The organism is Flavihumibacter solisilvae, from assembly GCF_000814475.1.
Lineage (GTDB): Bacteria > Bacteroidota > Bacteroidia > Chitinophagales > Chitinophagaceae > Flavihumibacter > Flavihumibacter solisilvae.
This window is the reverse complement of sequence record NZ_JSVC01000007.1, coordinates 124,592-144,871: the sequence shown is the minus strand read 5'-3', so window position 1 is coordinate 144,871 and position 20,280 is coordinate 124,592. Positions and strand designations below refer to the sequence as shown.

Sequence of the window (20,280 nt, the reverse complement as noted above, 5' to 3'; positions counted from 1 at the left end):
ATAGAGCGTCCTCTTAATTTTCTGATTAACCAGTTTTAATTTTCGACGTTCGGCTGGGGAGTGTAACGCAAATATGGCTTCACGATCTTCACACCTTTAGGGAACTTCTTCACTGCGTCTTCTGTGCTTACTGCAGGAACAACGATCACATCTTCACCGGCTTTCCAGTCGGCAGGTGTCGCAACACTGTAGTTTGCTGTCAGCTGCAATGAATCGATTACGCGCAATACCTCAAAGAAATTCCTTCCGGTTGAAGCCGGATATGTGATCATAAGTTTGATCTTTTTATCGGGTCCGATTATGTAGAGTGAACGCACTGTGAAAGTTTCAGATGCATTCGGGTGGATCATGTCATAGAGAGTGGCAACTTCCCTCTTTTCGTCTGCGATGATGGGGAAATCGACATTACAATTCTGGGTCTCATTAATATCATTACGCCAGCCAAAATGTTTATCGAGCGGGTCAACACTTACTGCAAGCACTTTTACATTCCTCTTTTCAAATTCCTGTTTCAGCAAAGCGGTTTTTCCCAGTTCCGTTGTGCATACTGGTGTATAATCTGCAGGGTGCGAAAAAAGTACTCCCCAGCTGTTCCCGAGAAATTCGTGAAAACTGATTTCACCTTCTGTTGTTACGGCTTTAAAGTCGGGCGCCGTATCGCCTAGACGTAAACTCATATGTTGGAATTTATTTTTATAGGTGGAATGCTAAAATACATAAATCCTACAAACCCGGTAGGAATTTATTTTTTCCCTTGTTGTCCGCCTGCTTTGGAAATGGAACCCTTTCCGAATTTATTCTTTACTGAGTCGATTGCCTTATAGAGATCGGCTTTGCGGTTAACGTCCTGGAATAGATTGGTCTGCCTTGCTTCGTCGGTAAGTTCACTCAGCCGAACCCCAAGCAGGCGAACAGGTTTCCCCTTCCGGTATAATTGCTGGAAAAGAAGTTTGGCCTGGGGAATAAGCTCGTCGTCATAGAAAGTGTAGGGAATGGTTGTTTGCCGGGAAGTTGTCTCGAAATCCGGGTAACGGATCTTTACGGCAACACAGCCTGCCATTTTGTTATCCTGCCTCAGTTCGTATGCTACTCTTTCCGTCATCCGCACCAGTTCGGTGAGCAGGTAAGATGAGTCGTTGATGTCCTGGTCGAAAGTGTTTTCTGTAGAGACGGACTTAGCTTCCTGGTAAGGGGTTACCTGCCCGGCGTGAATACCATGAGCTTTATTCCAGAGATCGGTACCGTATTTACCCAGGTGCCGCGTAAGCAGGTCCGGATTGCTGAGCCGGAGTTCCCTGATCGTTTCAATCCCTATCTGCATCAGGTCCCGGTAGGTGTGGTCCCCTACCCCGGGAATTTTATTAACTTTCATGGGGTCCAGGAAGTCAGTTTCCTTACCGGCTTCAATATAAAGCCATCCATTGGGCTTGGCAGCGTCAGTGGCGATCTTGGCAATCATTTTATTGGCGGCGAGTCCGAATGAGATGGGAAGCTGTGTCTGGTCGATAATCTTCTGCCGGAGAGCAAGGGTCCATTCCAGCGGTTTGAAGAATCTTTCCATGCCTGAGAGATCAATATAGAATTCGTCAATGGATGCCTTCTCAAAGAGAGGCGCTTCTGCAGCAATTATTTCGGTAACGATTCTTGAATATTTGCTGTACTCACCACGGGTGCCGGGCACGATGGTAACGTGCGGACATAACCGCAGTGCAGTTCGCATGGGCATCGCCGACTGGATGCCATATTTCCTCGCCTCATAGCTACAGGCCGCCACCACTGACCGGTCGGTAGCTCCTCCCACAACGAGTGGCAGGCCTTTTAATGATGGGTTGCTGAGACACTCAACGCTGACGAAGAATGCATCAAGGTCAAAATGTGCTATCAACCTGTTCGGGGACATGGACAAATTTAGTGATTTAGCCGCGAGGGGTCTATAAGTCACCTATTGACTTCTCGCCAAATCGCAGCGCATATATTATTTTTAATCCATGGAATGGTTAAAAGCGGGTCTCGGGCCCCTGGAAAAGCTGATCAGTTTCCTGCAAAAAAAGGCAGATACCAATGATGTACAGAAAAAACAGGTCCTGAGGGAACTGCAACAGAACCTGAATGTATTTAAGAACGGTTACCTGAACAGTTTCGGGGATGATACCCTGATAGTTCATTTGTCAAATGAAGCAATAAAAGCTGCTGTTGTTGCCAACTTCAGTTTTGCCAAACTGAAGGCGGGGAAGATTGAACCCTATCACATTACAGATGAAAGGAACCGCCGTTACCAGGGGTGGACCATTGAGCAGCTGTTTGATAAGATTGATGAAAAGATTGAAGAAATGAAAACCTTGCAGAAGATGAACGGCGGTTCAGTGGCGAACCTGCGTAACAATACTTCGCTCACGCTTAGCAATCTTTATTACCGGTTGAAACTCGCAGCCGAATTCATTCGTTCTGATGTCAAGTAATTTGTAATTATGCCTGAATCACCAGATCCATTGGAAGCAATGCGCCGGCAATTCAACGCCCTGCACCCCCTCGATGAAGAGGAGTGGCAGGCGTTCAGTTCAATATGGGTGCCGGTAACTTTTAAGCGAAAAGAGATCCTTACAGCAGCTGGCGAAGTGGAAAAATATCTTTACTGGGTGACAGATGGATTACAGCGCGGCTTTCACCTGCATGAGAACAGGGAAGCCACTGTAGTATTCACTTACCCTTACTCTTTCTCAGGTATTCTTGATTCATTCCTTTTGCAACAACCTTCGCGGTATTATCTTGAAACACTTACAACTAGCAGTTTTTTACGGGCAGGTTTCAGCCAGGTTGAACAGCTCCGTAAGCAACACCGTAATATTGCGGAAGCGATGTATAAATCTCTTTGCCTGGCGACCTCCGGCGTGCTGGAAAGGCAGATCGAATTGCTGGTATACACTGCAGAAGAAAAATTCAAGACCCTGCTGAAAAGAAGTCCGCATATTCTGAACCTGGTTCCTCACAAATACCTTGCGTCTTACCTCGGCATTGATCCCACTACGTTCAGTAAATTACTGGCGACAGTGAGACTTAAATGAAAACGTGAATAAGGTAACCGCTGTATGGGTTCCCGGAAAATCTTGGTGTGGACCAAGATTCAGTTCTTCAGTGCCTCCTAGCTTTGATTTCAAATAAAAACAATGAAACGACTTAACACCGCCGACCTACGGGAAACACTCAGGGAGGATTCGATATTCCTTCTCGAACAGATGGAAGAGATCGGTAAGAATACCCCACATGAAATATTGGAAACCAATGATGGGAAAGGCCGCTGGAACACAGTTCAGGTTCTTGAACATCTCAATGGCTACTATCGCTTTTACATTCCGCGGATGAACGAACTGGTAGAGAAGACTGCTTCGGTGCCATCGTCTTCTTTTCAACCGGGGTGGCTGGGAAATTATTTTACGCGCACAATGATGCCGAAAAATGGTGTGGTGAAAAATAAAATGAAAGCGATGAAGAATCATTCACCCGACCCGGAACTCGATACCGATTCTGTAATAGCAGAATTCCTGCGCTGGCAGCGCCAGTTCATATTGCTTATTGAACGCTCTGCGAAATCAGACCTGGAAAGCATAAGAGTGCCCATCACAATCGCACCTTTTATCAGGCTTAAGCTGGGCGACATACTGATGTTCCTGGTAGCGCATAACCAGCGTCACTGGATCCAAATCGAAAAACTTTTAGGCAGGTACCATGTTGCCAGCCCGGGCGACGCGTTTACTCAGCTCGCAGGCTCCTGACCGGATTAGCCAATGCGGCTTTGATCGATTGGAAGCTTACGGTTATGACAGCGACCACAAGTGCAAGCAAAGCTGCAAGAACAAAAACTTCCACACCGATCTGTACACGGTAAGAATATTTCTCCAACCAATTTTGCAGAAAGAAATATGCAAGAGGAGATGCTACCAGGCTGCTGATCAAAACCAGTAAAATGAAATCCCTGGAGATGAGCATCCAGATTTGCGGAAGATTCGCTCCGAGAACTTTCCTGATGCCAATTTCCTTTGATCTTTGTTCGGCAACATAAGCTGCCAGGCCAAATAATCCCAGGCAGGAAACAAAAATGGCCAGGGCAGCAAAAATGCCAGCCAGTTTTCCAACCAGCATTTCAAAATTGAATTTACTGGCATAGGAGTCATCAGTAAACATATACTCATATGGCCTTGAAGGATTGTATTTAGCAAAGACTTCATTCAGCACTTTTAATGCATCGGGAGTGCTGATGTTCTTGGCAAGGCGATACAGTAAAATACCGGAATGGTCTGGCGATACCACAAACATGGTAGGTTCGGCCGGAGCATAAGGTGAAGTCATCAACGCATCCTTAACCACCCCTTTAATACTGAATTGCGCTTCGTCCCAGCTGATCTTTTGATTTAACGGATCTTTCAACCGCATCTGGCTGATGGCAGTTTCGTTAAAGATGAGACTGGTAGAATCGTCAGGTCCTGAGAAATTCCTGCCTGAAGCAAAATTCATTTGAACAGTTTTGAAATAGTCCTCGGAAACCACGATCGCTCCCATTTCAATGGTCTCGCCCGAGTTTTTACCAGGCCAGTTGTCGATATCTGTGTGCCAGTTGATATTCGTCACTGGTCCGGAGGACGTGGCCATATTCTCAATCACTCCCCGTTGAAGCAGTTCCTGTTTCATTGCGACGAAGTTCATCTGCAGGTCTTCACTCATATCTGTCATGAGAAGCCGGTCATAATTGTAACCTATGGGCCTTGATCTGGCAAAACCGATCTGGCGATAGACAATTATGGTGCTGATAATAAGCGCAATGGAACAGGTGAATTGGAGAACAACAAGCGCCTTTCGGGGAAGAGTAGCCGCTTTTCCTTTAGTAATGGACCCTTTCAATACCCTCACAGCACTGAATCCGGAAAGATAAATCGCCGGCCGGGTACCGGCTGCAAGAGCTGTTATTAAAATACAGGCGAGAAGGAGCATCCAGAATCCAGGATTGGAAAGCGGTATGACAATACTTCTGCCGGTAATGCTGTTAAACCAGGGAAGAGCCACCATTACCAGGAAGAGAGAAATTACCGAGGCGATTACGGTGTAGAAAAAGGATTCAGTGAGGAATTGAATTATGAGTGCTTTCCTGTCAGAACCGATGGCTTTTCTGACCCCAACTTCACGGGCTCTCTTTTCTGATCGCGCAGTGGCGAGGTTAATAAAATTAATACATGCTATCAGGAGTACAAGCCCTGCAATACAACTAAACAGGCGTACATATTCAATCAATCCCCTCGCATCTTTCCCATTTTCATAATCAGCAAAGAGATGCCAGCGGTCCATCGGTTGCAGGATTACCAGTGAGTTACGGGCATTTATATTGTCTTGCCGGTGTTGGATGTTTTTGATCTTTTCCGATACACGATCATAGGATGCATCCTTACGAAGCTTTACAAACTGTTGGAAGGAATTTGCGCTGAAGCTTCCGGTACGGAGTTCCTTAATGGCAGGCCGCGTATTGTCGAGCAGACTGAAGGGAACAAGGTATTTAAACCGGAATGTGGAATTTTCCGGCAGGTCTTTCAGGATCCCGGTTACTTTGAGGTCATGTTTGTTGTCGAACCTGATAGTCTTAAGCATCGGGTCTACAGTTCCAAACATGGAAAGGGCGGTTGATTCGGTAAGAACTATGGAGTAAGGGTCTGCAAATACGGTGAGGGGGTTGCCTTTAACCAGCGGGTATTGAAAGATTTTCAGGAAGTCGAGACCGGTAATAGCCCCATCGATGTACAGCTTCTTGTCCGCATAGGTGAGTCCGTGGGGACCCATCCAATCAGTTTCCGCAACGTATTCGATCTCCGGGACTTCGTTTCGCAGTGCTTCACCAAGGGCCAGCGAGGTTGTTTTGAAATTGAGGATGTTCCCGTTTGAATTAAAATTTCTTCTGACCTGGTACACCCGATCATGGTCAGGAAGGAATTTATTAAAGGAGTATTCATTGAATACCCACAAACAGATTAACATGGAAACGGCCATGCCTATACCAAGACCGAGGATGTTTATACTGCCGAGAACTTTATTATTGACGAAATTTCGCCAGGCGGTTTTAAAGTAGTTGACGAACATGATTAACCGTGACCAAAAATGAAACCGGGATAGTAATGAGTTGATTTACAATCGACTGGCGGTTTTACGGCATTCATAAATTGTACGGTTTCATTACAGTTCTGTCCGCAAGTAATACAGGCTGTGGTTACCGGTAAAGATCGAGGAGTCCGTCGGGAAGGTTGAGCAATACCTGTTTTTTTTGCTGGTCCATTTTTACCAGGGTATCCTGGTGAACAGGAATCAATGCCTCTTTGCCGTTAAGATCAATGCGGCAGAGAACCTGGTGAGGCTGTTCAATCACTTCAAGGATTTCGCCAAGATCTTCTCCCGAATGGATAATATGAAAGCCCAGCAGTGAAATTGAAGCTGTTTTAGCTGCAAATTTCCCGAAGTCAGACTCTGTCAACCAAACCTGTTTCTGGGTAAGCGATAAGGCATCTTCACGTTTGTTGATACCTTCCAACTTGAGGATCACTTCCGATTCGCTTTTAGCTTTTGTCGATTCGATGAAATACGGGAGGAATTCGCCTTTTCTTTTTTCTATGAATATAGCTTCCAACCCTTTCAAAGAGGTTTTCTTTCCAAGGGAATGCTTTAACACCACTTCGCCGGTCACTCCAAACCCCGCGACAATCTTTCCTATGTTATTATATTGTATCATCAAACCGTGTTTTTCACATATTTCACCCGACGGGTGGGACCCGACGGGTAAAATGGGAGCTGAAACAAAAAACCCGGTGACTGGCACCGGGTTTTTATTGTGAGCTTTTTACTTCTGGTTATTCAGCACCACCTTCGTTACGGGGCTGAGGCCTCCTGTTGGAGGTTGGATAACGACGAACCTGACGCTGTTTGCGGTGTTCATCACTGCGCTTCTTCAACTGGGCTTCGTGTTCTTTGTGCCATACTTCAAACTTCTGCATAGCAGTAACATCATCGAAGAGACCCAGTTTCACGCCGCGCAGCAGGTGTTTCAGGTACAATACTCCTTTGAACGACAGGATCCGGCGAACGGTATCAGTCGGTTCTGCACCTTTGTGCAGCCAATCCAGCGCACGCTGGCGGTCCAATTGAATACTTGCGGGAACTGTCAGGGGGTTGTAAGTACCGATCTTCTGGATGAATTTTCCATCCCTTGGTGCACGTGCGTCAGCCACAACTATAAAATAGAAGGGTCTTTTCTTTGAGCCGTGCCGCTGCAATCTCATTTTAACTGGCATCGTAAATAGAAATTTAAATGCGTGAACAAATAGGGTTAACGTTGATAAGGACTGCAAAAGTAACAATCCAATTATTAATCACAAACTAAAAAATTGTGAACGAACTTCATAGAACTAACGACGGCCGAATCCGCCCATGCCCGGCATTTTTCCGCCCATAGGCATCTTATTCATCATTTTCATCATATCCTTCATTTGTTCGAACTGCTTCATAAAAGCGTTCACATCCGCGATATCCTTTCCGCTTCCCTTTGCAATTCGTTTACGGCGGCTTGTATCGATAGTATCAGGGTTCGAGCGCTCAAAAGGTGTCATGGAATTGATCATGGCCTCAATTCCCTTGAAAGCATCGTCACTGATGTCAATATCCTTGATGGCTTTGCCTACCCCGGGAATCATTCCCAGCAGGTCCTTGATATTACCCATTTTCTTGATCTGCTCCAGTTGCTGCTTGAAGTCCTCAAAATCGAACTGGTTCTTGCGGATCTTCTTTTCCAGCTTTTTCGCCTGTTCCTCGTCAAATTGGGCCTGAGCCTTTTCTACCAGGGTCGTAATATCCCCCATTCCCAGGATTCGTTGTGCCATCCTTTCCGGGTAGAACACATCGAGGGTATCCAGTTTTTCACCGCTGCTGACAAATTTGATTGGCTTTTCAACGGTGTATTTGATTGAAAGTGCAGCACCACCACGGGTATCACCGTCGAGCTTGGTCAGAACCACGCCGGAGAAATTGAGCCTGTCGTTGAATGCCTTCGCGGTATTGACCGCATCCTGCCCGGTCATGGAGTCAACTACGAACAGGATTTCGTTGGGGTTTACGGCTGATTTTACATTTGCCACCTCGGTCATCATCGCTTCATCGATCGCAAGACGACCGGCGGTGTCGATGATCACGACGTTCTTATTCAGGCTGCGTGCCTGTATAACTGCCTTACGGGCAATGTCAACCGCGTCTTTATTATCGGGTTCGCTAAACACATCCACCCCGATCTGTCCACCCAGTACTTTAAGCTGGTCGATCGCCGCAGGGCGATAGATATCGGCAGCTACCAGAAGTGGCGAAAGTCCTTTTTTGGTCTTGAGATAGTTAGCCAGCTTTCCGCTGAAGGTGGTTTTACCGGAACCCTGGAGGCCGGCGATCAGGATTACTGCCGGATTGCCTTTTGACTGTAACTCACTTTCAGTTCCGCCCATGAGCTCAACCAGTTCATCCTTCACGATCTTGACCATCAGCTGGCCCGGACTTACCGCGGTGAGCACCTTTTCACCCATGGCCTTATCCTTGATCCTATCAGTAAACTCCTTTGCGATCTTGTAGTTCACATCCGCATCCACCAGTGCGCGGCGGATGTCCTTCACTGTGGCCGCTACGTTCAGTTCGGTGATACGGCCTTCCCCTTTTATCTGTTTAAAGGCCGATTCGAGCCTTTCGCTTAAAGATTCAAACATACCTGCAGTTTTGTGCAAAAAAATAAGGTGAACATAAAGTTCACCTTAAATGGACTGCAAATATACTTGATGCGATTGATTACACACCCAGGTAAGTGCGTAACTGTTTCGATCTTGAATTCGTTTTAAGCTTCGTTATGGCCTTATCCTTGATCTGACGCACCCTTTCGCGGGTAAGATTGAATTTTTCCCCGATATCCTCGAGGCTCATGGGATGGTCGACACCGATGCCAAAGAAATAGCAGATCACTTCCTTCTGGCGTTCTGTAAGGGTTTGCAGTGAGCGGTCGATCTCCTGGCGCAGGCTTTCGTCGTGCTCCACCGATTTGTCGGTACGCTCGGCATTGGGGTTTTCCAGCACATCGATCATCGTATTCTCTTCCCCTTCAGAAAGCGGTGTATCCATGCTTACGTGCCGCGCAGCGATACCCAGGGTCGCGCTGACCTCTTCAGTGTCCAGATCCAGCAGTTCAGCCAGTTCTTCCGGAGAAGGCTCCCGCTCATATTCCTGTTCCAGCTGGGAATAGGCTTTCTGAATGCGGTTGGTCAACCCCACCTTGTTGAGAGGCAGGCGAACGATCCTGCTCTGTTCCGCAAGGGCCTGAAGGATGCTTTGGCGGATCCACCATACTGCATAGGAGATGAATTTGAAACCACGGGTTTCGTCGAAACGCTGGGCCGCCTTGATCAGGCCGAGGTTGCCCTCGTTGATCAGGTCTGGCAGCGACAGGCCCTGGTTCTGATATTGTTTGGAAACTGAAACGACAAATCGCAGGTTGGCGCGGGTCAGTCGATCCAGCGCCCGCTGGTCGCCTTGCTTGATCAGCCTGGCAAGGCGGACTTCCTCTTCCGGGCCAATGAGTTCCACCTTCCCAATCTCCTGGAGGTATTTTTCAAGGGACTGGGATTCCCGGTTGGTGATAGATTTGGTAATCTTGAGTTGACGCATACTCATAGGCTGGCTGGTTTAGAGGTTTATTTTCGGGGTTTCGAGGTTGAGTTCAGATCAGAAACGTACAAATAAGCGTTTTCTTGTATAATGCCTCTTTGTACCTGTCCTTAACCTATCAAAGCAATTTAACTTTTCGTTAAACCTTAGCCAAAAAATACCCCTGTAATTCACTGCATTTCAGTGTTTTTACGGGTACTTTGTGTAATTATCACACCCTGTTTCCTGAACAAAAAATAGTTTAAGTATTATTTTGCTGCGTCATTTAATTTTCTATTATTGCAGTGTTCGCATTCTTTAAGACAGATATTGATTGGAGATGAGTAAGAAATTAATGTATACGCTGGAGTATCCCGTTAGGTGTTCGCCTTCCATTTTATATGAGTTTTTGAGCACCCCGGCGGGATTGCAGGAATGGTTCGCCGACAAAGTAGATGAAAGAGACCAGGTTTTCAGCTTTTCATGGAATGGTTCAATTGATAAGGCAGAAGTGCTGGAAAGTGAAGAAAACAGTTTTATCAGGTTTCATTGGCTGCATGCACCCAAAGAAGAATTCTTTGAATTTCGCATAGAGAAGTCCGAAGTCACCAACCAGACGATCCTGGTGATCAACGATTTTGCAGATAAGAAAGAGATCAAGGACCAGAGCCAGTTATGGGGCTACCAGGTGAAGGATCTTTTCCATCGCCTCGGCAACTAAGTCAGCAAGAGTTCCATCCAGCTTCTGAATCCTCTTAGCAGGAAAGCTGGCGCGTTATCCCAACCGCTAACCGGTATGGCCACTGCCAGCTTTAGGAAATCCTTTTGCTCCAGCTGTTCCTCCCATGCACCCCTATCCATTGCCGTTACCGGAATATAATTATCGCTGTCGAAGTGGTGCTCCCACGGCGTCGCGTGAACGCAGACCAATGTGTCATCAGGCCACCTATCTTGTTTTTTAACCAGCATATCTTTAAAGGTTCCTGTGGCCTGGATAGCAACGGAGAAGGTATTGCCCCACCAGAAAAAATGTCGCACCGCCAGAGTAGCTTCCGGGTCGAACACACGGGGCAGGTCGAGCATCACCCACGGCAGCCGTCGATATTGTTCACCCTTCGAAATCTTTGGCGGGTAACGAAAAACCGCTTCTGGTAACCTGTTGCGGTGCGCGTTCAGAAAGCTGACCTCAGCTTCACTGAGCCCGCCGTACATATCCATCACTGCTTCTATGATTTTGTTCTTCGTTAAAATGATGCCCGGATCGTTCACCATTTCCCTTTCCTCTGCGGAAAGCTGTATTTTTACCCCGCTCATTTCATCAAAGTTATTCAGAATTCATTCCGGTCACTGTGATAAAAAAATTAGACAAGCTTATCTTAAAGGCATTCGTTGGCCCGTTCATCGCCACCTTTTTTATCACCCTCTTTGTGCTGGTGCTTCAATTTTTCTGGCTTTATATTGATGATATAGTCGGAAAGGGCCTGGACCTGTTTACCATTGGCCAGCTGATCTCCTATGTGGCTGCTACCGTTGTGCCACTTGCTCTGCCGCTGGCAGTACTGCTTTCTTCGATCATGACATTCGGCAATCTCGGTGAAACATTTGAACTGGTTGCGATCAAGTCCGCGGGTATTCCACTTCTAAGATTTATGCGGCCGCTTTTGTTTGTCAGCATGCTGATTTGTGGAGTGGCATTCCTTTTCAACAACTACATCATCCCTGTTTCGAACCTGAAGCTTAACCGGCTTAAGTATGATATTATCAATAAAAAGCCGGCGTTCGATTTGCGAGAAGGCGCATTCTATACAAACATTCCCGGCTATGCGATCAAGGTGGGCAAAAAGGAGAAGGACGATTCCACATTGCGCGACATCATCATATATGAAAAAGATTATAGCCTCCAGGACAACATCATCATAGCGAAAAAAGGTGTGATGAGAGTTTCAGATGACAAGCGGTTCCTGGAATTCAAGCTGATGAACGGCTGGCGGTATTCCGAACGTGGTGCGCGGATGAATACAAATACAGAGTACGTGCGGCTTGGTTTCAAAGAATTCAAAAAAGTGTTCGATCTGAGTTCATTACAGCTTTCGCAAACGCAGGACAGCCTCTTCAAGGACAACTACCAGATGCTGAGTGTGCGTCAACTTACCGTCGCGATCGACTCACTGGATAAGATCCATGATGTTTATCGCAATAAGCTTACCAAAGAAATGGGGCCCTTTATCCAATTCCAGAAAACGCTTGACACCGCATTCAAGCCTTCGGGCAAAAAATACGAGGTAAATTCGATACAGGATATAATCCCTGATTCTTTGTTCAATACCGCTAATGAAAGGGTACTTTCACAGGTATCGGTGGTTAAAGGCACACTTGATATTAACAAGATGGAATATGAGGCAAAGGCCAAAAGCCTGAGGCAGCATAAAATGGCCTGGCATGAAAAATTCACTATGTCGATTGCATGCCTTGTGTTGTTTATGATCGGTGCTCCGCTGGGTTCAATAATCAGGAAAGGAGGTATTGGTACCCCCCTGGTATTCGCAGTAATCTTTTTTGTGATCTTCTTCCTTCTCAACAATTTTGGAAAGAAATTTTCAAAGGAAGCAGTATTACCGGCTGTATGGGGGATGTGGCTGGCTACGTATATCCTGGTTCCCATCGGCCTGTTCCTGACATACAAGGCGATGCATGATTCGCAGTTGTTCAACAAGGAGTTCTATTTCAGGGCATTCAGGAAGATCCGGCCGTTGATGGATCGCCTGAGAAGTTTCCGTGGCAAGGTCCAGCCACAATAAAATTAAATACCGGTTATATGAAATCCTCGAAGCAAAACAGGCGCAGCTTTATTGCAAACAGTACAAAAGCTTCGCTTGCCATCGGGCTCGGCAGCACTTTCATTGGTGGAACTGCTGCATCTGCCGTCACGAATTCACACCCAGAATCCTATTCTCACCTTTTCGCTACCGGTTTCGACCAGAAACCACTTCCATATGATTACAAGGCATTGGAACCTGCCATCGATGCCATGACAATGGAGATCCACTATACGAAACACGCAGCCACTTATGCAAAGAACCTGAATGAAGCTGCACAGGCAGAAAAGATCGACCGGTCAAAACCTTTGGAAGACATCTTCGGCAAGATCTCCAGGCTGTCAGAGAAACTGAGGAATAATGCAGGCGGTCATTTCAACCATGAGCTGTTCTGGCAAAGCATGCGTGCGCCGAAAGACAATAACCAGCCGTCAGGTTCACTCCTTGCCGCTATCAATGGGAAATTCACCTCTTTCGACAACTTCAAAAAGGTGTTTTCTGATGCTGGCAAAAACCGGTTCGGAAGCGGATGGGCATGGCTGATACTTAAGGACAGGCAACTGCTTGTAACGTCAACGCCAAACCAGGACAATCCCCTTATGGATGTGGCAGGAACAACCGGTTTCCCGGTGCTTGGATTAGATGTATGGGAACATGCCTATTATCTCAAGTACCAGAACAAGCGTCCTGATTATATCGACAACTGGTGGAGCGTGGTAAACTGGGATTTTATCCAGCAACGCTATGACAGCGCAATGAAATAATGCAACAGCAAAAGGAAAACTTCAGGGTGCAGCAATGGGTCGTTGCTGTAGCTGTCATGCTTTTTGTGATGAAGCTAGCAGCATGGTACATTACGAAATCGGTATCGATCCTGACTGATGCCCTGGAGAGCACCGTCAATGTGATCTCTGGATTTATTGGCTTGTACAGCCTGTATATTGCGGCGAAACCCCGCGATATTGACCACCCGTACGGACATGGAAAAGCAGAATTTATTTCAGCAGCAGTGGAAGGGACACTGATTATGATTGCGGGCCTGATCATAATATACGAGAGTATCAACCATTTTATCAGGCCCCGGCCTTTGCAGCAGCTCGACAAAGGAATGCTACTGATCGGGATCTCCGCGGTGGTAAATTACATAATGGGATTTATCGCGATCAAACGAGGCAGGGCTAACAGTTCACTGGCACTTGTTGCCAGTGGAAAACACCTGCAATCCGATACGTATTCAACTATTGGCATACTTTCCGGAATTGCTCTTATTTACTTTACAGGCGTGCAGCTGATCGACGGTATAGTGGCCATCATATTCAGCTTCTTCATAATCTATACCGGTTATCACATCCTGCGCGCATCACTTGCGGGGATAATGGATGAAGCCGATCAGGAACTGCTGGAACAGATGGTGGGTCGGATTAATGAGGCCCGGCGGCAGAACTGGACAGATCTTCATAATCTCCGGGTAATTAAATATGGAAGCGTGTTGCATGTTGATTGCCACCTCACTGTTCCCTGGTATCTCAATGTATATGAAGCACACGCTGAAGTGGACGCTCTCAGCCAGCTCATTCGCAAAGAATTCGGCACCAGTATCGAACTGTTTGTCCATACTGACGGATGCCTTGACCTTTCCTGCCCTATTTGTATGAAAGCTGACTGCCCGGTACGGCGGCATCCCTTCCGTCAAAAAATAGAATGGAATTCGGCAATCGTCCGTTCAAATGAGCGACACCGGTTCGAAAATGAGTCGATTTGAACAGACATCCAAAACCGCCTAAATTCGTGGCGCTAAAACGATGCATATGAATGCCTGGAAAGAATATCAGGAAAAAAATAAAGACCGGTTCCTGCAGGAACTGCTGGAGTTATTAAAAATCCCAAGTGTCAGCGCCAGAAGCGAACACAGGAATGATATGGTGAAATGTGCCGAAGCTGTACGCGATCACCTGCTGGCAGCGGGAGCTACCTCTGCGACACTTTACCCGACTGAGGGTCACCCCGTAGTTTATGGCGAACGGATAACAGATCCTTCAAAACCGACTGTGCTGGTATATGGACATTACGATGTTCAGCCAGCAGACCCGCTCGAACTATGGAACAGCGGACCCTTTGAGCCCGTGATCAAAGATGGAAAGATCTTCGCCCGCGGAGCTTGTGACGACAAGGGCCAGTTTTTCATGCATGTGAAGGCGCTGGAGATGATGGTAAAGACGGACAGCCTTCCCACCAATATAAAGTTCCTGATTGAAGGTGAAGAGGAAGTGGGATCGCCTAACCTGGCAACTTTCGTAAAAGCGAATAAATCATTACTTGCCGCCGATGTGATCCTGATCAGTGATACGGCGATGATAAGCATGGACATACCATCGCTCGATATCGGGGTTCGCGGCCTCTCTTATATTGAAGTTGAAGTGACAGGTCCCAACCGCGACCTTCACAGTGGCGTGTACGGTGGCGCAGTAGGCAACCCAATCACGATCCTGGCTAAAATGATCGCTTCGCTGCACGACGAGAACAACCGTGTTACCGTGCCGGGCTTTTATGATGATGTGGTGGTGGTTAGTGCCGGGGAAAGAAAGCTGATGGCTGAAGCCCCGTTTGATGAACAGGAATACAAAAAAGACCTCGGTGTAAAAGCTCTATGGGGAGAAAAAGGATATACGACAAATGAAAGAACCGGTATCAGGCCGACCCTGGAGCTTAATGGTATCTGGGGTGGATATACCGGAGAGGGAGCAAAGACAGTTTTGCCGTCGAAGGCATTCGCAAAGATCAGCTGTCGTCTTGTTCCAAACCAGAACTCGGAAAAGATCACGAAACTCCTGATCGATCACCTTCACAGCATTGCCCCTGAATCTGTTACCCTGAAAGCGGAGCTTCACCATGGTGGTGAGCCTTATATGACGCCGATCGATTCTGACGGATACCGTGCTGCCGCCAAAGCAATCGAAACAACTTTCGGAAAAACTCCGATCCCCGTGAGAGGGGGTGGCAGTATTCCCATCTGTTCATTGTTTGAGCAGGAACTGGGCGTGAAAATTGTATTTATGGGATTTGGCCTTGACAGTGACAACCTGCATTCTCCAAATGAGAAATATGAACTGTTCAACTATTACAAAGGAATTGAGACCATCCCCTACTTCCACCAAAACTTTGCAGGGAATGGGAAGGCATAACGGACTGACGATATGGCTGAAACAGAAAAAATAAGAATTGATAAATTCCTCTGGGCGATCCGCCTTTTCAAGACAAGGTCAATTGCCGCAGAAGCAATAGAAAAAGGTCGCGTGAAGCTTCATGGTGTAGCTGTGAAAGCTTCACGCGCAGTTTCGATTGGTGACGAATACGAAGTCAAAACCGAAGCACGCAAGTGGGTTATTGAAGTAACTGGCCTAATTTCAAACCGGGTACAATTCAGTGAAGCCATCAAACATTATATCGATAAAACTCCGGCTGAGGAACTCGAGCGCATCCAGTACCAGGCCGCCAGCTTCCATACAGGTAAGAGGCTGAGTAAAGTTGGCAGGCCAACGAAAAAAGAGCGCAGGGACCTGGATGAATTCCAAGGTGAAAATTAAAAACGGTTGCGTCACCCCGCGTTGAAGGCGGAACCTTTATTAAATCATATTAAAGAATGACTTTTGTCATCTTTTTATTCTATCTTTTGTTAGACATTTAGCAACGTAATACCGAAAGAGCAGCTGCCCAAACCGTAGGTGACCCAATTTTTCACTTCTTAATTTTCACCTAACCATGAAAGTCTTATCAACAAAGAAAAGCCGCAGCATTTCGCGTCCTCTTTTTGATGAAAACCAGGCTCGCGGATTAAGGACACGTCGTACCCGGTGGGTGCCTCCTGCCAATGTTACTGAATCTTCCGAAGCTTACATCATCAAACTGGCAGTGCCGGGTCTCGACAGGCATTGTTTCAACATCCACTGTTCGGGAAAAGAACTGACGGTCGCAGGAAAGAAAGAAGAAATTAATGATTGTTTCGGGAAGGAAGAATGCGAATACAACTTTTCCGAATGGATGCGCAATTTCCAGCTTCCTGAAGATGCAGATACCACGATGACACAGGCTAACTACCGGAATGGTGAACTGATCATTACCATTCCGAGGAACACGTCGGCTATACCATCAGGCGAAAACGAAGTCTTTATTTACTAGTCAGTATAGGAGATTTTTTAACCGGGCAGGATCAACAATGAAGATCTTGCCCTCTTTTATTTCTACCAGTTTTTCCGACTTGAAATCGCCGAGTGTACGGATAAGCGACTCCGTAGCTGTACCTATATATTGGGCAATGTCTTCCCGTGAAATGGCGATGGACTGTTTCGCTTTATCTGACTGAAATTTCTCCTGGATTTCAAGGAGGGCCTTGGCGACACGTTTCCGCAACGAATCGTATGCAAGATGCAGCAGGCGGTCTTCCTTTTCTTTCACATCATTGGAGATCAGCCGGATGAACTTACCGGCAATGTTAAGGTCATTAAATACGGCATGCATGAAAGTGTCGGCAGGTATTGTGACGATTTCTGCATCTTCAAGCACTTCGGCGGAATCTTCATACACCGCGCCCTCTAGTAACGCGATGTAACCAATATAGTCACCGGGGGAATAAAGATTCGTAATATATTCCTTTCCATCCTCATGTACTCTATAACTCTTAACCTTACCCTGCTTCAGGAAATAGAGAAAACGGGGGCGTTTGCCCTCCGAATACAACATTTGTTTTTTTGAGATGGAAGTGGAATCGAACTGTTCGGGATCCATCTGCACGAGGCCGCTGCTGTTCAGGTTCTGCATCAATTCATTGAACCCCTGCTCATTTCCGGAAAAACGCTGTTGAAGGATTTCCTGTTTCCTGAACCGGGTTTCAATTGCATTAAGCAATTCAACATCATCAAAAGGTTTCGTGATAAAATCATCCGCACCCATCTCCATTCCCTTCCGGAAATCGCTTCGTTCGGCTTTGGCAGTGAGAAAAATAAACGGAATGTGCTCCGTCTCGGGTAAACGGCGCAACATATGCAGCACTCCATACCCATCAAGCTCGGGCATCATGATATCACAAATGATCAGGTCAGGCTTTTCCTGCTTTGCCAGTTCCACACCCCGTTTACCATTTGCTGCAGTCATGGCATCAAATCCCCCGAGCATCAGGATCTCGGCAATATTTTCACGGATTTCTTCGTGATCATCGATAATCAGAATCCTTTTCATGGCAACAAATAAAAGAAAATCAACGCAATGACAAAAATCAGTTCGCCTGATGACCATCCTCATCCTCCCTAAAATCTCCCTACCCTAGCTTAGCGGCCAAAAGTAAGACCAGTGCAAACTACCGTGAACAACCGATCTACCTGTTTCCACTGCGGCGAAGATTGTCCGGATGTTCCCTATCACATCGGGGAAAAATCATTCTGCTGCGAAGGCTGTAAACTGGTATTTCAGTTGTTAAACGAAAACGGCCTGTGCGATTACTACGATCTTAATGCCAACCCGGGCCGTCATCAGCGCATAAAGGTCAGAAAAGACAAGTTTGCCTACCTGGATGATGAAAAAATCGCACAGCGGCTTATCCGTTTCCGGCAGGAAAACGAGGTACACACCACATTTTATCTTCCCCACATACATTGCAGCTCCTGCCTTTACCTCCTGGAAAACCTCCACCGCCTGAACCCGGGAATTTCCAGGAGCCAGGTAAACTTCACCAAGAAAGAAGCGACTATCATCTTCGATGAACAACAGGTTTCACTCCGTGAAATAGCTGAAATATTGACCAGCATTGGCTATGAGCCTTATATCTCACTAACTGATCTCAATGGCAAAAAGCCAGGGCTAACAAAAACAATGATTTACCAGCTTGGAGTTGCCGGGTTCTGTTTTGCCAACATCATGCTGCTGAGCTTTCCTGACTACCTGGGACTGGAAGAAGATACGCCTCTGTTCAATACCGCCTTCCGGTATTTAAGCCTGATATTGGCGCTGCCGGTATTGGTGTTCAGTGCAATGCCATTTTACACCTCTTCGTTCAAGGCACTGAAAATGCGATTTCTGAACATTGATGCCCCGATCGTGCTCGCGATCTGGGTAACCTTCGGGCGCAGCCTGTATGAAGTGCTTACGGGCACTGGAACCGGCTATTTCGACTCATTTTCCGGCATTGTCTTTTTTATGCTTGTCGGCAGGGTGTTGCAGGATAAGACCTACCAGCAGTTATCGTTTGATCGCGATTACTCCAGTTATTTTCCAATTGCTGTAACCAGGTTGAAGCATGAAAAGGAAGAGTCCGTGTCCCTGCCTGATATCGTGCCGGGCGATACCCTGTTGCTGCACAACGAGGAATTAGTGCCTGCAGACAGTATCCTGACCCGCGGCAAGGCATTTATAGATTACAGTTTTGTAACGGGTGAATCAGTTCCTGTGCTGAAAGAAGTTGGTGAGATTATTTATGCGGGAGGCAAGCAGGTTGGTAGTAATATCGAATTGCTGGTAATCAGGGAGGTGTCGCAAAGTTACCTGACAGGCCTTTGGAACAGGAATGGAAATGTAACCCGGGAAAGAAGATCGTCGTCTTTCGTCCACCGGATAAGCACCTGGTTTACATACATCGTTTTTGCCATTGCCATAGTTACGGCCGGTTTCTGGGCTTATGCTGACCCGGCTAAAATCTGGACCTCGGTAACAGCCATCCTGATTGTGGCCTGCCCCTGCGCACTATTACTGAGCAATACCTTCACCAACGGTTTTATCCTGCGTATTCTCGGCCGGAACAACCTGTACCTGCGTAATGCAGAAGTGATTGAAGAAGTAGCAACCGTGGATCATATAGTATTCGATAAGACTGGGACACTGACTACAACAGATCAACACCGGATCGACTATAAAGGCCGGTCATTATCTGCACAGGAGCAACAGGCAATAGCATCGCTGGCGGCGCAAAGCCTGCATCCCCTGAGTAAAGCCATTGCTGCTCACCTGGGGAAAGAAAGGATAAGCGTGAAGGCATTCGAAGAAAAGGCGGGTCATGGCATAGAAGGAATTGTGAACGACGACCTGTATGCGATCGGTTCTGCGAAATATATTACGGGCAGGAAATATGCCGGCACTGATACCAATGTATTTATTTCTAAAGAAAACCAGTTGGTTGGCCGCTTTCGTTTCCGGAACCAATATCGTGAAACTGTGCCTACCCTCCTGGATGAATTGAAAGGAAAATATAATGTGACCATCCTGTCCGGCGACAATGCCGGCGAACGGGCATCACTTCGTATAATGACGGCACCCGGAACCGAATTATTATTTGACCAGCAGCCCCAGGATAAACTTAATTACATCAGACAACTTCGTCGTGAAGGCCACCGTGTAATGATGGTGGGGGATGGACTGAATGACGGTGTCGCCCTTCTGGAAAGCAATATTGGCATTGCCGTGTCAGAAAGTTCCAACGCATTTACACCGGCCAGCGAAGCAATACTGGAAGGAAAGCAGCTTGGAAAACTGCACAGTTTTATCCGGTTCTGCAAAAGCAACCGGAAAATTGTGATGGCCAGCTTCATTATGAGCATCCTCTATAATATCACCGGCCTATTCTTCGCCGTACAAGGATTGTTATCACCTATGATTGCGGCCATACTCATGCCCGCGAGTTCCATCAGCATTATTCTCCTCAGTGCATGTACCGTTCACATTACTGCACGGAAGCTCGGGCTGACCAATTGATGACAATCATGGCCGGGCCTGACCATCATCATCT

General features: G+C 46.8%; 20 protein-coding genes. 11 read left to right on the top strand and 9 right to left on the bottom strand.

Annotated features, from left to right (window positions below; genetic code table 11):
* Positions 1 to 35: 35 nt before the first annotated feature.
* Both OI18_RS07025 and dinB read right to left on the bottom strand, forming a co-directional pair.
* Positions 36 to 677, bottom strand: a complete 642-nt coding sequence (locus OI18_RS07025) for a peroxiredoxin (protein WP_039138416.1) — start codon at positions 675 to 677, stop codon at positions 36 to 38.
* Between the two features lie 65 nt (positions 678 to 742).
* The gene (gene dinB / locus OI18_RS07020; RefSeq protein ID WP_039138415.1) at positions 743 to 1,900 is read right to left on the bottom strand and encodes a DNA polymerase IV; all 1,158 of its coding nucleotides are present in this window, start codon (positions 1,898 to 1,900) and stop codon (positions 743 to 745) included.
* A gap of 88 nt (positions 1,901 to 1,988) precedes the next feature.
* Between dinB and OI18_RS07015 the strand changes: the two genes are divergently transcribed.
* The 3 genes from OI18_RS07015 to OI18_RS07005 all read left to right on the top strand — a co-directional run bounded on the left by OI18_RS07015 (position 1,989) and on the right by OI18_RS07005 (position 3,770).
* A complete protein-coding gene (locus OI18_RS07015; protein ID WP_039138414.1) occupies positions 1,989 to 2,459 on the top strand; it encodes a hypothetical protein in 471 nt (156 codons plus the stop codon).
* 9 nt (positions 2,460 to 2,468) lie between these two features.
* A complete protein-coding gene (locus OI18_RS07010; RefSeq protein WP_052272953.1) occupies positions 2,469 to 3,062 on the top strand; it encodes a Crp/Fnr family transcriptional regulator in 594 nt (197 codons plus the stop codon).
* Positions 3,063 to 3,164: 102 nt separating this feature from the next.
* A complete protein-coding gene (locus OI18_RS07005) occupies positions 3,165 to 3,770 on the top strand; it encodes a DinB family protein (protein WP_052272952.1) in 606 nt (201 codons plus the stop codon).
* On the opposite strand, the gene OI18_RS07000 is transcribed toward OI18_RS07005, so the two are convergent.
* The 5 genes from OI18_RS07000 to OI18_RS06980 all read right to left on the bottom strand — a co-directional run bounded on the left by OI18_RS07000 (position 3,748) and on the right by OI18_RS06980 (position 9,723).
* Positions 3,748 to 6,117 carry an ABC transporter permease gene (locus OI18_RS07000; RefSeq protein ID WP_039138413.1) on the bottom strand — a complete coding sequence of 790 codons (2,370 nt, stop codon included), beginning with the start codon at positions 6,115 to 6,117 and terminating at the stop codon, positions 3,748 to 3,750. The genes OI18_RS07005 and OI18_RS07000 overlap by 23 nt on opposite strands.
* Positions 6,118 to 6,244: 127 nt before the next feature.
* Positions 6,245 to 6,760 carry a ribosome maturation factor RimM gene (gene rimM, locus OI18_RS06995; RefSeq protein WP_039138409.1) on the bottom strand — a complete coding sequence of 172 codons (516 nt, stop codon included), beginning with the start codon at positions 6,758 to 6,760 and terminating at the stop codon, positions 6,245 to 6,247.
* Positions 6,761 to 6,878: 118 nt separating this feature from the next.
* Positions 6,879 to 7,319, bottom strand: coding sequence for a 30S ribosomal protein S16 (gene rpsP, locus OI18_RS25165; protein ID WP_039138401.1), 441 nt, complete (start codon positions 7,317 to 7,319; stop codon positions 6,879 to 6,881).
* Positions 7,320 to 7,433: 114 nt separating this feature from the next.
* Positions 7,434 to 8,768: a signal recognition particle protein gene (gene ffh / locus OI18_RS06985; RefSeq protein WP_039138394.1), complete on the bottom strand. Its 1,335-nt coding sequence runs from the start codon at positions 8,766 to 8,768 to the stop codon at positions 7,434 to 7,436.
* A gap of 79 nt (positions 8,769 to 8,847) precedes the next feature.
* Positions 8,848 to 9,723 carry a sigma-70 family RNA polymerase sigma factor gene (locus tag OI18_RS06980; RefSeq protein WP_240312733.1) on the bottom strand — a complete coding sequence of 292 codons (876 nt, stop codon included), beginning with the start codon at positions 9,721 to 9,723 and terminating at the stop codon, positions 8,848 to 8,850.
* 313 nt (positions 9,724 to 10,036) lie between these two features.
* On the opposite strand from OI18_RS06980, the gene OI18_RS06975 reads away from it, so the two are divergent.
* Positions 10,037 to 10,417 carry an START-like domain-containing protein gene (locus OI18_RS06975; protein ID WP_039138391.1) on the top strand — a complete coding sequence of 127 codons (381 nt, stop codon included), beginning with the start codon at positions 10,037 to 10,039 and terminating at the stop codon, positions 10,415 to 10,417.
* Here the strand turns inward: OI18_RS06975 and OI18_RS06970 are convergent.
* Positions 10,414 to 11,010: a hypothetical protein gene (locus OI18_RS06970; RefSeq protein ID WP_039138389.1), complete on the bottom strand. Its 597-nt coding sequence runs from the start codon at positions 11,008 to 11,010 to the stop codon at positions 10,414 to 10,416. The genes OI18_RS06975 and OI18_RS06970 overlap by 4 nt on opposite strands.
* Positions 11,011 to 11,045: 35 nt before the next feature.
* On the opposite strand from OI18_RS06970, the gene OI18_RS06965 reads away from it, so the two are divergent.
* The 6 genes from OI18_RS06965 to OI18_RS06940 all read left to right on the top strand — a co-directional run bounded on the left by OI18_RS06965 (position 11,046) and on the right by OI18_RS06940 (position 16,688).
* Positions 11,046 to 12,494 carry an LptF/LptG family permease gene (locus OI18_RS06965; protein WP_052272951.1) on the top strand — a complete coding sequence of 483 codons (1,449 nt, stop codon included), beginning with the start codon at positions 11,046 to 11,048 and terminating at the stop codon, positions 12,492 to 12,494.
* A 17-nt stretch (positions 12,495 to 12,511) separates the two neighbouring features.
* Entirely contained in the window at positions 12,512 to 13,276 is a 765-nt protein-coding gene (locus tag OI18_RS06960) for a superoxide dismutase (protein ID WP_039138387.1), read from the top strand.
* Positions 13,276 to 14,274 carry a cation diffusion facilitator family transporter gene (locus tag OI18_RS06955; RefSeq protein WP_039138386.1) on the top strand — a complete coding sequence of 333 codons (999 nt, stop codon included), beginning with the start codon at positions 13,276 to 13,278 and terminating at the stop codon, positions 14,272 to 14,274. Before OI18_RS06960 ends, OI18_RS06955 begins: the two co-directional genes overlap by 1 nt.
* A gap of 46 nt (positions 14,275 to 14,320) precedes the next feature.
* Positions 14,321 to 15,694 (top strand): dipeptidase, encoded by a 1,374-nt coding sequence (locus tag OI18_RS06950; protein WP_039138384.1) that lies wholly within the window; start codon positions 14,321 to 14,323, stop codon positions 15,692 to 15,694.
* Between the two features lie 12 nt (positions 15,695 to 15,706).
* Complete coding sequence (locus OI18_RS06945) at positions 15,707 to 16,096, top strand: RNA-binding S4 domain-containing protein (protein WP_039138382.1); 390 nt, start codon at positions 15,707 to 15,709, stop codon at positions 16,094 to 16,096.
* Positions 16,097 to 16,271: 175 nt separating this feature from the next.
* Complete coding sequence (locus OI18_RS06940; protein WP_039138379.1) at positions 16,272 to 16,688, top strand: Hsp20/alpha crystallin family protein; 417 nt, start codon at positions 16,272 to 16,274, stop codon at positions 16,686 to 16,688.
* Here the strand turns inward: OI18_RS06940 and OI18_RS06935 are convergent, their stop codons facing one another.
* Positions 16,689 to 17,744, bottom strand: a complete 1,056-nt coding sequence (locus OI18_RS06935) for a response regulator (RefSeq protein WP_039138378.1) — start codon at positions 17,742 to 17,744, stop codon at positions 16,689 to 16,691.
* A 111-nt stretch (positions 17,745 to 17,855) separates the two neighbouring features.
* Here OI18_RS06935 and OI18_RS06930 point away from each other — a divergent pair, with 111 nt between their 5' ends.
* On the top strand, positions 17,856 to 20,246 hold the full coding sequence (locus tag OI18_RS06930) for a heavy metal translocating P-type ATPase (RefSeq protein ID WP_039138376.1): 2,391 nt from the start codon (positions 17,856 to 17,858) through the stop codon (positions 20,244 to 20,246).
* The last annotated feature ends 34 nt before the right edge of the window (positions 20,247 to 20,280 follow it).

Bases quoted from the DNA above. Each gene is read 5' to 3' on its own strand.
- dinB (WP_039138415.1), bottom strand. From the start codon at position 1,900: ATGTCCCCGAACAGGTTGATAGCACATTTTGACCTTGATGCATTCTTC.
- rimM (WP_039138409.1), bottom strand. From the start codon at position 6,760: ATGATACAATATAATAACATAGGAAAGATTGTCGCGGGGTTTGGAGTG.
- OI18_RS06955 (WP_039138386.1), top strand. From the start codon at position 13,276: ATGCAACAGCAAAAGGAAAACTTCAGGGTGCAGCAATGGGTCGTTGCT.
- OI18_RS07000 (WP_039138413.1), bottom strand. From the start codon at position 6,117: ATGTTCGTCAACTACTTTAAAACCGCCTGGCGAAATTTCGTCAATAAT.
- OI18_RS07015 (WP_039138414.1), top strand. From the start codon at position 1,989: ATGGAATGGTTAAAAGCGGGTCTCGGGCCCCTGGAAAAGCTGATCAGT.
- OI18_RS06970 (WP_039138389.1), bottom strand. From the start codon at position 11,010: ATGAGCGGGGTAAAAATACAGCTTTCCGCAGAGGAAAGGGAAATGGTG.
- OI18_RS06945 (WP_039138382.1), top strand. From the start codon at position 15,707: ATGGCTGAAACAGAAAAAATAAGAATTGATAAATTCCTCTGGGCGATC.
- OI18_RS06950 (WP_039138384.1), top strand. From the start codon at position 14,321: ATGAATGCCTGGAAAGAATATCAGGAAAAAAATAAAGACCGGTTCCTG.
- OI18_RS07005 (WP_052272952.1), top strand. From the start codon at position 3,165: ATGAAACGACTTAACACCGCCGACCTACGGGAAACACTCAGGGAGGAT.
- OI18_RS06980 (WP_240312733.1), bottom strand. From the start codon at position 9,723: ATGAGTATGCGTCAACTCAAGATTACCAAATCTATCACCAACCGGGAA.
- OI18_RS07025 (WP_039138416.1), bottom strand. From the start codon at position 677: ATGAGTTTACGTCTAGGCGATACGGCGCCCGACTTTAAAGCCGTAACA.
- rpsP (WP_039138401.1), bottom strand. From the start codon at position 7,319: ATGCCAGTTAAAATGAGATTGCAGCGGCACGGCTCAAAGAAAAGACCC.
- OI18_RS06940 (WP_039138379.1), top strand. From the start codon at position 16,272: ATGAAAGTCTTATCAACAAAGAAAAGCCGCAGCATTTCGCGTCCTCTT.
- OI18_RS07010 (WP_052272953.1), top strand. From the start codon at position 2,469: ATGCCTGAATCACCAGATCCATTGGAAGCAATGCGCCGGCAATTCAAC.
- OI18_RS06975 (WP_039138391.1), top strand. From the start codon at position 10,037: ATGAGTAAGAAATTAATGTATACGCTGGAGTATCCCGTTAGGTGTTCG.
- OI18_RS06960 (WP_039138387.1), top strand. From the start codon at position 12,512: ATGAAATCCTCGAAGCAAAACAGGCGCAGCTTTATTGCAAACAGTACA.
- OI18_RS06935 (WP_039138378.1), bottom strand. From the start codon at position 17,744: ATGAAAAGGATTCTGATTATCGATGATCACGAAGAAATCCGTGAAAAT.
- ffh (WP_039138394.1), bottom strand. From the start codon at position 8,768: ATGTTTGAATCTTTAAGCGAAAGGCTCGAATCGGCCTTTAAACAGATA.